We start from the raw sequence: 14,616 nt of genomic DNA, 5'->3' as shown, positions 1-14,616 counted from the left end.
CAGGCCGGAGGGCCCGTACCGTCCCGGGACGGTACGGGCCCTCCGGCGTTCTCAGCCGAGGCGCGGATCGCGCGGGGGCGGGCCGGGCTGCGGCGCCGGGGCGGGAGCCGGGGGCTGCTGCCAGGCCTGGCCGGACTGCGCGTAGGGCTGCTGCCCGTACGGCTGCTGGTAGGGACCCTGGGGCTGCTGGGGCTGGGCGTGCTGCTGGGGCTGCGGAGCCTGCTGGGGGCCGCCCCACTGACCCTGCGCGGCCTGCTGCTGTGCCCGGACGAAGTCCTCCGCGACCAGGGCGGAGAGGTTGAAGTACGCCTCCCGGGTCCTGGGCCGCATCAGGTCGAGGTCCACCTCGGCCCCGGCCGCGAGGTGCTCGTCGAACGGCACCACGACGACGCCCCGGCAGCGGGTCTCGAAGTGCTGCACGATGTCCTCGACCTTGATCATCTTGGCGGTCTCGCGGACCCCCGAGATGACGGTGATGGAGCGCGAGACGAGGTCCGCGTAACCGTGGGCGGAGAGCCAGTCGAGCGTGGTGCTCGCACTGCTCGCGCCGTCCACGGACGGGGTGGAGATGATGATCAGCTGGTCCGCCAGGTCCAGGACCCCGCGCATGGCGGAGTAGAGGAGCCCGGTGCCCGAGTCGGTGAGGATGATCGGGTACTGGCGGCCGAGCGTCTCGATGACGCGGCGGTAGTCCTCGTCGTTGAAGGTCGTCGAGACCGCGGGGTCCACGTCGTTGGCGATGATCTCCAGGCCGGACGGGGCCTGCGAGGTGAACCGCCGGATGTCCATGTACGAGTGCAGGTACGGGATCGCCTGGACCAGGTCCCGGATCGTCGCGCCCGTCTCGCGGCGGACGCGGCGGCCGAGGGTGCCGGCGTCGGGGTTCGCGTCGATCGCGAGGATCTTGTCCTGACGCTCGGTGGCGAGGGTGGCGCCGAGGGCGGTGGTCGTCGTGGTCTTGCCGACGCCGCCCTTGAGGCTGATCACGGCGATGCGGTAGCAGGACAGCACAGGCGTCCGGATGAGCTCCAGCTTGCGCCGGCGGTCGGCCTCGGCCGCCTTGCCGCCGAAGCGGAAGCCGGAGCGGGTGGGCTTGGGCTTCTGCTTGGCGCGGATCAGGCGGTCGGAGGACAGCTCGACGGCGGCGGTGTACCCGAGCGGCGCACCGGGCCCCTGCCCGGGCGGCTGCTGCTGGTACGGCCCCTGCCCCTGCGGAGCCCCGGCGCCCCACTGCTGGGCCTGCCCCGGCTGAGGGACGCCGTAGGCCTGGGGGGCCTGGGCCTGTGGCTGCTCGGGGGCCGCGGGCGGGAAGCCGTACCCCTGCGGGATTCCGGGCGCCTGGGGCTGCTGCGGAACGACGGGCTGCGGTGCCGGCGGCTGTTCCGTACCGGCGGGCGGGAAGCCGTAGCCCTGCGGTGCCGGGGGCTGCTCGGCCCCGGCGGGCGGGAACCCGTAGCCCTGGGGAGCCTGCGGCTGCTCGGCCCCGGCGGGCGGGAACCCGTAGCCCTGCGGGGTTCCGGGTGCCTGGGGCTGCTGCGGGGCGGCGGGCTGCGGTGCCGGGGGCTGGTCTGCGGCAGAGGGAGGGAACCCGTGGCCCTGGGGCGGGCCGGCGGCGAACGCGGGCGGAAGCGGCGGCAGTTCACCACCGGATCCCCCGAAGGGAGTATCCGCGGGGGCGTACGGCCCCGGGGCGGCGGGCGCGGGCGGAACCGCGACGCCCTCCGACGGCGTGGCCGTCCGCTCGGCCCGGGCCGCCGCGTCCGCCACCGGCGCGGGCACGGCAGGTGCCTGGACGGCTTCCGGGACCGGTCCGCCGTGGCCCTGGGCGTCGGCCGACGCGCCTCCTGGCCCGCTGACGGGCGTCGGCTCCACGGCCGCCCGGGCCGGGTCCGGTCCCTGCCCCGGGGCGTCAGCCGGTGCCCCGAACACCGCGGGGGTCCCCGGGGCGCCGGGCGGCGCGGGGAAGGCCGCCCCGCCACCCTGGACGGGCGAGGCGGCGTAGGCCGACGGCGGGGTGGCGGCCGAGGCGTCGGCCGGCGCGCCGAAGGTGGCCGGGGTGCCGAAGCCCACCGGGGCCCCGGGAGCATCGGCCTGCGCGGGCGGTGCGGCCTGCGCGGGCGGTGCGGGCGGGTCGGACGGCGCCGGGAAGGCACCCGGGACACCCCCGGCCACGTCGGCCTGCGCGGGCGCGCCAACGGGCACGACGCCCGCTGCGGAGGCTTCGGTCGGCGCCGCCCCCGGGAACGGGACGCCGACGGAGGGCAGGCCCGGGGCGGCCGGTGCCGCGGGCGGCACCGGAGCCTCGGCGAGCGATGCAGCGTCCTCCTGGACCGGCGCCGCCGGCGGCTGGGCGGCCGGGACGGCGTCGACGCGCGCGGCGGGCAAATCCGCCCCGCCGAAGCCGGACGGGGTCTGGGCGCCCGCCGGTGCGGGCGCAGCCGGGGCCGCGGGCGGCGGTGGGACGGGCAAGGCCGGGGCGGCATCGACGGGCGCGGCGGGGTTCCCCGGTGCACCGTCGCCGATCGGGGCCTGGGCGCCTGCCTGCGCGGGTACCGCCGGGGCCGCGGGCGGCTGGGGGGCAGGGAAGGCGGGGGCGGCCGGTACGGGCTCACCGTCAGGCGCCGCCCCCGGGAACGGGCCCCCGGCCGCACCCGACTGCGGGGCGGGTGCGGCGAGCGGCGCGGAAGCCCCGGGCGGCTGGGGGAGCGTGAACGGCCCGCCGGGCGCGGCAGCCGGGAACACGTCATCGGCCGACACGGACAGCGGCGGCACCGTGGGCACGGCGAACGGCGCGGCGGCGTCGGGCTGCACGGGTGCCGGGGGCGCCGTCGGAGCGGCGGCGACGTCCGGCTCGCCCCCCGGGTGCGACCCGGCCGACGCTCCGGCACCGGCGGCATCGGCGCGCGGCCCCGGCGGAGCGATCCGCATCGTCGCCGGCGAGACCACCTCCGCCGGGTCGTGGGGTTCGAAGCCGCTGCCCTCGGGCAGCCCCGGCACTCCCGCGTCGGGTGCGGGCGGCGGGCTCTGCGTGTACCAGGCCGGCGGGGTGTAGTCGATGGTGAACTCGCCCGTCACATCGTGCTCCGCGTCGGACTGGTCGTCCGTCGGGACATCCCACGTCCCGCCGCGCCTCTCGTTCCGATCGCCGGTCACTGATCCTCCTGGTCTGTTGAACACCGGTCAGGCGTCCACCTGAGACGCCGCGCCCGAGCTCAGCCTAATCGCGCTCCGTGCCCGAAGGCCCCGGAGGTCGCGCCCCCGTACGTCCTGCCTACAGGCCCCTCCGGACCTGGGCAACCACCACCGCCGACCCGGCGGCCACTGCATTCCCGCGCCTGCGCCCGCCCCTGTCGATGCGTTGACAGCGCGTCCGCGCCGCGCCCGCACGGGCGGACCGGCACGGTCCGCCGGGACCGCCCCGAACAGGGCGCCACTTCCTTCCCCTTGCCCAGACGAACGCACCCGGCAGTTGGTTGCCGTGCATTCGACCGCCGCCGCCTCCCGACCCGGCCGCGCCCGGCAACCGGCCGCCGGACGGCCCCGGTCCGGCTCGCGGGACGAGCGGCAACGCCTCCCGGCCGTAACGCCTCCCATCCCGTCCTGCTTCCCGGTCGCCCACTCCGGCAGGCGGGCCCGTCCGCCCCACCGGCGTCGATCCGGCCTCACCGGCCCGGCCCGCCGCTCCGGGCGAGCACGGGGTGGTCCGGGGCGAACCGGTTCACCCCGGCCTATTGTCGGGTGGCCGCGCCCAGAGGGGCGCCGCCGGCCCGGAGCAGGACCGGACAAGTCGTCGCCGGACCGGCCCGGCCCGGCTCTGCCGGCCGGCCGCTCCGGAGCCCTCCGCCCGATGGCGCGGCGTACATCCGCCCCCCGGCCCGGACTTCGTCCGCCGAGCCGCCCCGAGACCCGCACCGCCCGTCACCCCGGCGGGCCGTGCCCCCGCACCCGTTCCGCCCCCGCTGCGAGCCGGGCGGTCCCATCTGTCCGCCGCACCCACCCCCCAGGCCGGTCGCCGTCCACCACCCGCCGTGGGGCACGGCCCGGCCGGCCCTGCGCACCCCCGCCGCATGACCGCCACTCCCTCCACCCGACGCCCCCTTCAGTCGACCCGCCGAGCCACCCCCAGCAGCCCCGTCTCCGTCTCCGTCCCCTTGGTCCGGACGAACGTCCGGTCCCGGCGGGTGCACCACAGCGTGACCCCGTCCCCCAGCGTCGGCAGCGAGTCCACCGCCGGGCCCGGCAGCCGCATCAGCGCGCCCACCCGCTCCGCCTCCTCGGGGGACACCCGCTGCACACCCACCAGCGCCGAGTCCCGCAGCAGCCGGGGCGCCGCCGGGCTCAAGTACGGCAGCAGGGTCAGCACCGACTGCCACGGCCCCGCCGCCACCCGCCCGCGCGGCGGCCGCATCCCGCAGTCCCGGACCACCAGCACCGGACTTTCCGCCGACGCGCCCTGCGACGGCACCCGGCCCACGTCGTGCAGGGTCACGCACCGCTGCCCGTCGCCGGCCGCCCGGGCCAGCGTGGACCACACCTGTCCGCGCCCCGTCTCCACCGCGATCCGGGCCCCCGTGGCCGCCGTGCGCAGAGCCAGTACCTGGGCCGTCCACAGGCCGCCGATCAGCGTCACCTCGTACGGGACGGGCCGGTTCACGCCCAGTACCGCCGGCCGCCCCCCGGCGTCCACGCCGATGACGACCCCGTCGTCGCCGACGGGCAGCCCCAGCGCGTCCAGGTCCGCCGCCGGGAGCACGTGCCGTTCCCGGCGCGGCCCGACCAGCCCGAACCCGCCCCGTACGGGGCCCGCGCCCCTCATCGCGCCCCTCCCAGTGGCAGTGAGGCCAGCAGGCCCGGCACCTGCTCCCGGTCCAGCCGGACCAGCCCGGCCCGCACGCCCCGCGCCGTCCGTTCGAGCTCCCGCCGGGCCGCCGTCAGCTCCTCGTCACTGCGCGCCGTCACCCGAACGTGTCCCGTCAGCGTCACCCCCTGCCGCCCCGCCGGGGCCATCGTCAGGCTGAAGTTGGTCGCCAGCGAGGGCAACGAGGTCAGCAGCGCCACGAACTGCGGCAGCGCGGCCCCGGAGCCGCCCAGCCGCGGCCAGCGGGCCAGCCAGTACGTGGTGTGCCTGCTGTCGTCGCAGCGCCAGGTCCGCAGGGTCTCCTCCGTACGCCGCCCGCTGCCCGCCGGCCGCCCGGCCCGCCCGGCCCCGGCGGCCCCGGCGGCCGCCGACGGGTCGGCGCACGAGGAGGTCGCCAGCGCGCCCGCCAGCTCCTGCTCCGTGAGCACCGCGGCACGGAACCCCGCCCCCGTCAGCCGGCTCGCCAGCTGGTCCGCCGCCCGCACCACACAGCGCTGGGCCCCCAGCAGGCCGCCCCCGCGCGCGGCGACCGCGTCGGGGCACAGTTCCGGGTCCAGCTTGAGGGCGATCCACGTCAGCCGCACCGCCGGAGTCCCCGTCCGGGCCTGGAGCGGGGCGTAGTTGAGCGTCGCCGTCGACCGCGCCGACAGGTGCGGGGCCGGGGCCGGCCGGGTGTGCTGCACCACCTGCGCCGACTCCAGCCGGATCCCGTCCACCTCCAGGACGTCCCGCACCGCGGACAGCGGCAGCGGCCGCTCCGTGCGCTCCGGCCGCAGGGCGGTGGCCTCCGAGTCCACCCGGACCACCGCCGTCAGGAAGGTCCCGTCGCCGACCAGTCCGACCGGCCGCCGCCCCCGTCCCGCGAAGGCCGTCGTCCGCAGCGCCGGATCGGCCTCCACCAGCGGTGCCAGCCCCGGCTCGGTGCCCTCGGGCAGGACGAACGACGCGGCCCTGCGCCGCCGGGCGCGCAGGGCGAGCGCGCCGCCGATCCACTCGGGCAGGGAGCGCCGGCGGCGCCGTACCAGCGCGAGCAGCACCAGGGCCAGAGCCGGCACGGCGGCCGGCACCAGCAGCAGCGGCTGCGTCACCCAGGCCACGAGCAGCGCGGCGGCGGCGAGTTGCAGCAGGACGAGCTGTTGCAATCGGAACGGGCCGACCCGGCCGGGGTCCGGCCGCAGGCGCGGTGCGACCCCGGCCCGTGCGGGCGCGGCCCCGGCCGCCCGCGGCGCCGTCGCGGTGTCCGGCACCGCCCCACCTCCCCGAACCCAAGGGCGGAACAAGGGAGTCCGGTCGAGGGACGGCCCTGGCCGCCTGATACCGGAACCTCCCTCTCCGTCCCAACTGTCCTTGAACGTCAAGCCCGGAGGGGTCCGGCGGAGCGCCGCCCGGCCGCCTCGGCCGCCCGGTGTCCACTGACCCTCCGTCAAGAGGCATAGTAGGGCCCCGGTCCGACAACCAGGCCCCGCCGACGGGCCGTGCGGGGAGGAGCAGGCGGTTCATGGCATCCCGACGCGACGAGCTCAATGCGTACACCTTTGCGAAGCGGCGCACGGTGGCCGCCTTCCTCCGGCCCTCCGCCACCGGCACCGAGGAGGGCGCGCCCCGCCTGCTGCGCACCCTCCTGCCCGGGCTGGTCGCCGGCGCCCTCCTGGTCTCAGGCTCCGGGGCCTGGGGCCTCCTGTCGCCGCAGGCGCCCAAGGGCTGGGACACCGCCGGAGCCATGGTCATCGTCGGCAAGCAGTCGACGACCCGGTACGTGGTCCTGCCCACCACGGTGAACGGCACCACGCAGAACCGGCTGCACCCCGTGCTGAACCTGGCCTCGGCCCGCCTCCTCCTCGACCCGCAGAACTCCGGGAAGGTGTTCCACATCGACGACGAGGTGCTGGACGCGGGCAAGCCCCCGCGCGGCCCCGTCATCGGCATCCCGTACGCCCCCGACCGCCTCCCCGCGAAGGCGGACGCCGCCAAGGCCAAGCGCTGGGCCGTCTGCCAGCGCCCCGGCGGCGACGGCCGCGGCGTGCAGACGGCCGCCTTCGTCCTCGCCGAGCGCGAGGCGGGCCTGCTGGACGACGCCCACCGCACCACCGAAACCCAGGTGCTGTACGTGCGCGGCGCCGGCGGCGCGGGGGAGCGCTTCCTGGTCGACTCGGCCGGCACGAAGTACCGGCTCCCCGAGGGACGGCCCGACTCGGGCACCCTGACCGCGGCCCTCGTCGGCCCCGGAGCCACCCCCCAGCCGGTCACCGAGGAGTGGCTGGCCACCCTGGACACGGGGGACGACCTCGGCTTCCCGGACCTGCCCGGAACCGCGGGCGCCCCCGCCGCCGCCCCGGCGCTCGGCAGCGCAGCGAACAGGGTCGGCACGGTGCTGAGTGCCCAGACCGGCTCGGGCACCCACTACTACGTCGTGCTGCCCGACCGCATCGCCTGGGTCTCCGAGTTCATCGCCCGGCTGCTGATCGCCGCACCCGCGTCCGGCGGCCTCGGCATGCACGGCAGGGCGCGCGAGGTCGACCTCCAGGCCCTGCGGACCGGCCCCGACACTCCCGCCTTCGGGGCCGCCGTCCGCTGGCCCCGCAGGCACGTCGACCAGGTCAACCGCACCACAACCGCCCCCGGCGCGGCGCCGGCGGCGCAGCCGCGCGACACCGTCTGCAACGTCCTGCGATCCGTCGACGGCCGGGGGACCCCGACGCTGAGCACCTGGGCCGGGACGGGCTTCCCCGTCGACATCACCGCCAGCGGCACCGGCTCCTACGTCACCCCCGGCACGGGCCTGCTCTACACCCAGGTCCAGGGCCGCCGGGCCGACGCCGGCGGGGCCCTGTTCCTGGTCACCGACACCGGCCTGCGGTACGCCGTCCAGGCCAACGGCGACAGCGACGCCGAGCGGTCGGGGATCGGGGCCCGCGACCCGCGGGCCCCGGGCGGCACGGGCGACGGCCGGCCCGAGCCCAGCCAGGCGCAGGCCCGGCTCGGCTACGGCGGGGTCGTCCCGGCCCTGGTGCCCGTCGCCTGGTCGGAGTTCCTCTCCAAGGGACCCCGGCTGGACACCAACGCGGCCCGCCAGCCGCAGGGCTCCTGAGGGAGGGGACCGACCGTGCACCAGCCCTTACCCGCCGCCGCCCCGCCGGCGGCCGCCCTCGTCCTCACCCTCGTCCTCACCGCCGCGACCGGCCCCGCGCACGCCCGTTCCGTCTCCGAACGTTCCGTCTCCGAACGTTCCGTCTCCGAACGTTCCCCCTCCGAGCGGTCCGTCCTGGAACGCTCCACCCCCGTACACTCCGCCCCCGTACGGTCCGTCCACGCCCGCCCGGAGCACGCGCCGCCGGTCCGCCCCCGGCCGGCGCAGCCCCGCCCCGGGCACCCGCAGGACCCGGCCGGCGCGGGCGAGTGCACCTTCCCCATGCGGAGGCAGATCGCCGGCCGCCCCTGGGCCCTCCAGCGCCTCACCTTCGACGCCCTGTGGGCGCGGACCAGGGGCAAGGGCGTACGGGTCGCGGTCATCGACAGCGGAGTCGACGGCTCCAACCCCCAGCTGACCGGAGCCCTCGACACCGGCGCGGGCCGGGACTTCCTCGACCCCGGGAGCGACGGCACCCACGACACCGTCGGCCACGGCACCAAGGTCGCAGGAGTGATCGCGGCCCGCCCCCGGCCGGGCACCGGATTCGTCGGCCTGGCCCCCGAGGCCACCGTCATCCCCATCCGGCAGAACGACGGACGCCGCGGGGCCGACCCGGCCGTCCTCGCCCGGGCCATCGACCACGCCGTCGACCGGGGCGCCCGCGTCATCAACATCTCCCAGGACACGACCGCCCCCCTGACCGCCGACTCGCCCCTCGCCGTGGCACTCCGGCGGGCCCTGAGAGAGGCCGTGGTCGTCGCGTCCGCCGGCAACGACGGACTGAGCGGCCGCGCACGCAGGACCTACCCCGCCGCGTTCCCCGGCGTCCTCGCCGTCGCCGCCTCCGACCGCAACAACGAACGCGCCGCCTTCTCCCAGCCCGGCGACTTCATCGGCGTCGCCGCCCCCGGCGTCGACATGGTCTCCACCGTCCCCGGCTTCGGCCAGTGCCTCGACAACGGCACCAGCTTCTCCGCCCCCTACGTCGCCGGGGTCGCCGCCCTGCTGCGCGCCGCGCACCCGCAGTGGACCGTCCAGGAGGTGGTCTGGCAGATCGAGAACACCGCCGAGCGCTCCGTCAACGGCCGTGACGACTACGTGGGGTGGGGCGTGGTGGACCCCGTACGGGCGCTCACCGAGGACCGAGGGAGGCCCGGACCGCCCGTCCCGGACACCGGCCCGCCCCCGGCGGCCGCCCCGGAGGCCGTGCCGCTGCGGCCCAGCGGCGCGGCCCGGGAGCGCGACGAGCGGATCGCCACATACGCGCTGGCCGTCACGGGGCTGCTCGTCGCGGTCATCGCCGTGACCGCCGCCGTCGTCCGCGAGGCCCGCGGCCGCCGACGGCGTCCGCGGTGAGGGCCGCCGCCTCCGCAGAAGTCACACCCGGGACACACACCCGGAACCCGCGAACCAGAACCCCCAACCGAGAAGTGAGGAGCTTCGGATGACCGACACCTTCGGACTCGCCGACGATCCGGTCGTCAAGGCGGCCGACAGGATCTCCCGGACGGCCGACGCCGTGACCTCCCAGGCGCGCGAGCTGGCCGACATCCTGGCCACCGCCGGCGCGGGCTGGACCGGCGTCGGCGCCGGCGGGTTCACCAGGGCCCAGACGGACCTGAACCTCGACCACGACGAGATCCGCCGCCTGCTCGGCGTGCTGCACCACGCCGTCTCGCAGACCAGGAGCCTCACCAACGCGCAGGACGAGGAGGTGCGGGCGGCGTTCGGCTCGGTCGGCGCCGGCCACGGCGGCGGCCGCTCGGGCCTCGACCGCCTCTGACACCCGCCCGCGTACGACAGCCCCAGCACCCCAGCCGAAGGAGAAGAGCATGTCCGGCAACGACGGCCACACCCGGGTCCGGTACGGGAGCGTGCAGCAGATGGCGGACCGCATCCGTGTCGTCTCCAGGAACATCCTCAAGGACCTGGACGAGATGGAGGCGGCCGTGAAGGTGGTCACCGACACCTGGGACGGCGAGGCCCACCGGGAGTACGTCGCCCTCCAGAAGAAGTACCACGCCCGCGCCGACCACATGCAGAAGCAGCTGGAGGCCGTCGCCAGGCTCATCGAGCGCGGCAAGGGCGACTACCGTGCCACCGACGTCAAGGCCTCCCGCCTGTTCACCGAGGCCTTCTGAGCCGCGGCCGGCCCCGCGCACGGCGCACGAAGGGGGCGCGCCCGCACCGGGCGCGCCCCCTTTCGACGTACGTGGACCCCCGGCCGGCCTCAGGTGAGGTCGAACTCCCCGTCCCGGGCGCCGAGGACGAACGCCTCCCACTCGGCCGCCGTGTAGCGCAGCACCGTGTCCCGGTCCAGCGAGGACCTCATCGCCACCGCGCCCTCGGGCAGCTTGGCGATCTCGACGCGCTCCTCGTCCGGGCTGGTCCCGGGCGGGCCCTGCCATTCGACGCCGCTGATGTCGAGCGCGTACAGCTCGTCCTTCTCCTGCTGGGTGCCCATGATGCGGCCCTTCCCGTCGGTCGTGCGGTGCTGCCCGGTCTTCGCAGCCGATTATCTGTGCAAGGCGGCCGCCCGGGGCCGTTTCCGCCGTAAACGAACCACCGGCTCCGGCCACCGAGCCGGACCGGCGCCCTCTACAGCCCGGGCATCCTGCCCAACTGCACCAGCGAGGTGCCGCGCCTGCGGGAGACGTGGTGGCCCCTGCCCGGGGGCATCGGGCAGGGGCGGATCCGGCCGAGCAGGTCGCCCTCGGACGGATCGCCCGACAGCACCACACCCTGCGCGCCCAGCTCCCTGATCCGCTGGAGGAACGGCTCGTACAGGGCCCGGGAGGCCCCCGCCGTACTGCGCGCGACGACGAACCGGACGCCGGTGTCCCGGGCGAAGGGCAGGAACTCCACCAGCGGCGCCAGCGGATTCCCCTGGCTCGTGGCCACCAGGTCGTAGTCGTCGATCACGACGAACACGTCCGGGCCCGTCCACCAGCTGCGGTCCCGCAGCTGGCGCGGCGTGACGTCGGGGGGTGGCTGCCGCCGCGCGAACACCCCGGCCAGCGCCTCCATGTGCATCCCCAGGGAGCCCGCCGTCGGCGCGTACTCCAGCAGGTGCTCCTCCGGCAGCGCGCCCAGCAGGCCCCGCCGGTAGTCCCCGATCACCAGCTTCGCCCGCTCCGGGGGGTACCGCTCGGCGATCCGCCGCGCGATCAGCCGCAGCAGGTTCGTCTTCCCGGACTCGCTCTCGCCGAACACCAGGAAGAAGGGGTCCGACTCGAAGTCGACGAACACCGGCTCCAGCGCCGTCTCGTCGATGCCGATCGCGATCCCGCGCTCCGGGAACTCCCCGCCCTTGGGCAGCCGGTCACAGTGCAGCAGCCGCGGCAGCAGCCGTACGCACGGAGCCGGGGGACCGGACCAGCCGGCCCGCACCTCGGCCACGAACTCCGCCGTCGCCCACGAGAGGCCGTCCGCGTCGTGCCCGCCGTCGGTGCGCGGCAGCGCCGCCAGGAAGTGCAGCCCCTCCGGCACCTGCCCGCGGCCCGGCATCCCGGCGGGCACGTTCGCCGCGACCCGGCGGTCGAACTCCGAGTCCATGACGTCGCCCAGCCGCAGCTCCAGCCGCCCCGCCAGCTGGTCCTTCAGCGCGGCCCGCACCTCCATGTACCGGGCCGCCGTCACCACCACGTGCACGCCGTAGCCCAGACCACGCGCGGCGATGTCCGTGACCACCTGCTCCAGGCCCTCGTACTCGCCGCGGAACGGGCCCCAGCCGTCGACGACCAGGAACACGTCGCCCCACGCCTCGCCCGGCAGCCCGCCCGCCGCCCGCTCGCGCCGGTAGTCGGCCATCGAGCCGATCCCGTTCGCCCGGAAGAACTCCTCGCGGCGGTCCAGGATCCCCGCCACCTCGGCGACCGTGCGCCGCACCCGCTCCGGATCCAGCCGCGAGGCGATCCCGCCGACGTGCGGCAGCTCCTCCACCGCCGACATCCCGCCGCCGCCGAAGTCCAGCCCGTAGAACTGCACCTCGTGCGGGGTGTGGGTGAGCGCGAACGCCGAGATCAGCGTCCGCACCAGCACCGACTTGCCCGACTGCGGGCCGCCCACCACCAGCAGGTGGCCCGCCGCCCCCGAGAAGTCCTGGTGGAGCACCTCGCGCCGCTGCTCGAACGGTTTGTCGACCAGCCCGAGCGGCACCACCAGCCCGCCCGGCCGCAGCCCGCCCGGCCGCAGCCCGCCCGGCCGCAGCCGGCCCTCCGCCTGCGGCCCGCCCTCCGCAGGCCGGTCCGGCGCCGGCAGCAGCCGGTCCAGCGAGGGCGCCCGGTCCAGCGGCGGCAGCCACACCCGGTGCGCGGGCACCCCCCGCCCCTCCAGCCGCCCCACGATCACGTCGAGCACCGTGTCCGCGAGCGCGTCGTCGTCCCGCTCCGGCCGCTGCGCCGGGCCCGGGCCCGGCGCAGCGCACACCACCGGCACCGGGGCCGCCGTGAACCGCACCGGCCGGCGCTCCCCCGGGAACGGCCCCGCCGACGGCTCCCGACCGCCCGCGCGGTGGACCCCCGAGACGTATGCCGCCTTGAACCGCGTCATCCCGTCCGTACCGGACTTCAGGAAGCCCGAACCGGGCACCGGCGGCAGGTGGTAGGCGTCCGGCACCCCGATCGCCGTCCGTGACTCCGCCGCCGAGAAGGTCCGCAGACCGATCCGGTACGAGAGGTACGTGTCCAGACCGCGCAGCCTTCCCTCCTCCAGCCGCTGCGAGGCCAGCAGCAGGTGCACCCCCAGCGAACGGCCGATCCGGCCGATCCGGACGAACATGTCGATGAAGTCGGGCTTCGCCGACAGCAGCTCGCTGAACTCGTCGATGACCAGCACCAGCGAGGCCAGCGGCTCCAGCGGCGCCCCGGCCGCACGCGCCCTCTCGTAGTCGTGGACGTTCGCGTAGCCGCCCGCCGCCCGCAGCAGCTCCTGGCGGCGCTGGAGCTCGCCGCGGATCGAGTCGCCCATCCGGTCGACCAGCGTCAGGTCGTCCGCCAGGTTCGTGATCACCGCCGCGACGTGCGGCAGCCGGCCCATGCCCGTGAAGGTGGCGCCGCCCTTGAAGTCCGCCAGGACGAAGTTCAGCGTCTCCGAGGAGTGCGTCACCGCCAGGCCCAGCACCAGCGTCCGCAACAGCTCCGACTTGCCCGAACCGGTCGCCCCCACGCACAGCCCGTGCGGGCCCATCCCCTCCAGCGCGGCCTCCTTCAGGTCCAGCACCACCGGCGCGCCGTCCTCGCCCGCACCGATCGGCACCCGCAGCCGCTCCCCGGCCGGCCTCGGCCGCCAGGTGCGGTCCACGTCCACCTGCGCCGCGTCACCCAGGTCCAGCAGGTCGGTGAAGTCCAGGTTCGCCAGCAGCGGCTCGTCGTCCCCGCCGCCCGTCCGCAGCGGCGCCAGCTGCCGGGCCAGGGCCTCCGCCGCCGGCAGCGACAGGGCGTCCGGCACCCCCTCGTACACGATTCCGGCCCCCGACTCCAGCCGCAGCCGCCCCGGCCGCACCACCACCGACAGCCCGCCCCTCGGCTCGTCGGGCCCGCCCGCGGCCACCTCGACGACGGTCACGCCCTGCAGCCCCTCGGCCCCCGCGAACACCGAGTCCGGCGGCACCGTCCCCCCGTCGAGGACCACCACCAGGTGCGGCCGATCAGGCACCGGCGCCGCCTCCCGCCCGAACCGCGGCCGCCCCGCCAGCCGGGAACCCAGCAGCCCCTCCAGCTCGCCGAGGTCGTCGCCGAACAGCCGCTTCGTACCGGCCCCGTCCACCTGCCCGGGCACCTGCGCGTGCGGCAGCCACTTCACCCAGTCCCACAAGGGCACCGCCCCCGGCGCCGCCACCACACCGACCACCAGGTCCTCGGGGGAGTGCAGCGTCACCAGCTGCGCCACCATCGCCCGCACCACCCCGCGCGCCGACTCCGCCTCCCCCGACACCACCACGTGGTAGAACGCCCGGATCGACACCGCCACCGGCAGCCCGTCCAGCGAGGAGTGCACCCGCAGGAAGCGCTGCATCGCCCCCGCCGCCAGCGGCTCCAGCTCGTCCACCGGAGCCGTGTCCGGAGCCACCAGCGGGGTCGCCAACCGCTGCGCGCCCAGCCCCAGCCGGGCCTGCCCGAAGTCCGCGTCCCCGGCCCGCCGCTCCCACAGCCGCGAACCCTCCGCCACCACCGACCACAGCTGCTCCGGAGCCGGGTGCAGGTACAGCTGCGCGTCGCGCTGCGCCCGCGCGGTCGCCCGCACCCGGCGCCGCGTCCGCGCGAGGTACCCGAGGTAGTCCCGCCGCGCGTCCGCCATGTGCCCCTGCGTACCGCGCCGGTGGCGCACCAGCTGCGCCACGACCATGCCCACCGTGGACGCCAGCATCAGCACGCCCATGACCCGCAGCAGCGGGCCCCCGTTCCCGGAGAAGAAGAAGACGGCCGAGGACCCCACCCCCAGCATCGGCAGGAGCTGCATCAGCAGACCCTCCCGCTGCCCCCGCGGAAGCACCGGGGGAGCCTCCAGGCGTAACTCGTCCGAGGGAACCTCGGGCGGCAGCGACCTCGGCGGGCGCTTGACGACGATCTGGCTCACCGGAACACCAACCCCTCGCAGGCGGAAGGGCGCCGCGACCGCCGCCCCCAGA

The 14,616-nt window shown here is 76.7% G+C and carries 9 protein-coding genes; 4 read left to right on the top strand and 5 right to left on the bottom strand.

Annotated elements, in window-relative coordinates; translation table 11 throughout:
• Window positions 1-51: 51 nt before the first annotated feature.
• From ACFY15_RS00100 to eccE, 3 genes are all read right to left on the bottom strand, one after another.
• Window positions 52-3,153 (bottom strand): SCO5717 family growth-regulating ATPase, encoded by a 3,102-nt coding sequence (locus ACFY15_RS00100; protein ID WP_390824747.1) that lies wholly within the window; start codon window positions 3,151-3,153, stop codon window positions 52-54.
• 946 nt (window positions 3,154-4,099) lie between these two features.
• Window positions 4,100-4,816 carry a hypothetical protein gene (locus ACFY15_RS00095; RefSeq protein ID WP_390689016.1) on the bottom strand — a complete coding sequence of 239 codons (717 nt, stop codon included), beginning with the start codon at window positions 4,814-4,816 and terminating at the stop codon, window positions 4,100-4,102.
• Complete coding sequence (eccE, locus tag ACFY15_RS00090; RefSeq protein ID WP_390689017.1) at window positions 4,813-6,105, bottom strand: type VII secretion protein EccE; 1,293 nt, start codon at window positions 6,103-6,105, stop codon at window positions 4,813-4,815. Before eccE ends, ACFY15_RS00095 begins: the two co-directional genes overlap by 4 nt.
• A 251-nt stretch (window positions 6,106-6,356) precedes the next feature.
• Here eccE and eccB point away from each other — a divergent pair, with 251 nt between their 5' ends.
• From eccB to ACFY15_RS00070, 4 genes are all read left to right on the top strand, one after another.
• Entirely contained in the window at window positions 6,357-7,946 is a 1,590-nt protein-coding gene (eccB, locus tag ACFY15_RS00085) for a type VII secretion protein EccB (RefSeq protein ID WP_390689018.1), read from the top strand.
• A 321-nt stretch (window positions 7,947-8,267) separates the two neighbouring features.
• Window positions 8,268-9,344 (top strand): type VII secretion-associated serine protease mycosin, encoded by a 1,077-nt coding sequence (gene mycP, locus ACFY15_RS00080; RefSeq protein ID WP_390689034.1) that lies wholly within the window; start codon window positions 8,268-8,270, stop codon window positions 9,342-9,344.
• A gap of 88 nt (window positions 9,345-9,432) precedes the next feature.
• Complete coding sequence (locus tag ACFY15_RS00075) at window positions 9,433-9,771, top strand: hypothetical protein (RefSeq protein ID WP_390689019.1); 339 nt, start codon at window positions 9,433-9,435, stop codon at window positions 9,769-9,771.
• 49 nt (window positions 9,772-9,820) lie between these two features.
• Complete coding sequence (locus ACFY15_RS00070; protein WP_390689020.1) at window positions 9,821-10,129, top strand: WXG100 family type VII secretion target; 309 nt, start codon at window positions 9,821-9,823, stop codon at window positions 10,127-10,129.
• A gap of 89 nt (window positions 10,130-10,218) precedes the next feature.
• On the opposite strand, the gene ACFY15_RS00065 is transcribed toward ACFY15_RS00070, so the two are convergent.
• Both ACFY15_RS00065 and eccCa read right to left on the bottom strand, forming a co-directional pair.
• Complete coding sequence (locus ACFY15_RS00065; protein ID WP_030227593.1) at window positions 10,219-10,452, bottom strand: DUF397 domain-containing protein; 234 nt, start codon at window positions 10,450-10,452, stop codon at window positions 10,219-10,221.
• Between the two features lie 134 nt (window positions 10,453-10,586).
• Window positions 10,587-14,564: a type VII secretion protein EccCa gene (gene eccCa / locus ACFY15_RS00060; protein WP_390689021.1), complete on the bottom strand. Its 3,978-nt coding sequence runs from the start codon at window positions 14,562-14,564 to the stop codon at window positions 10,587-10,589.
• Window positions 14,565-14,616 lie beyond the last annotated feature (52 nt).

Origin of the sequence: Streptomyces sp. NPDC001373 (genome assembly GCF_042895815.1) — a bacterium.
Classification (GTDB): domain Bacteria; phylum Actinomycetota; class Actinomycetes; order Streptomycetales; family Streptomycetaceae; genus Streptomyces.
The sequence above is the reverse complement of the archived record's forward strand: the minus strand, read 5'-3'. Positions and strand labels throughout refer to the sequence as shown.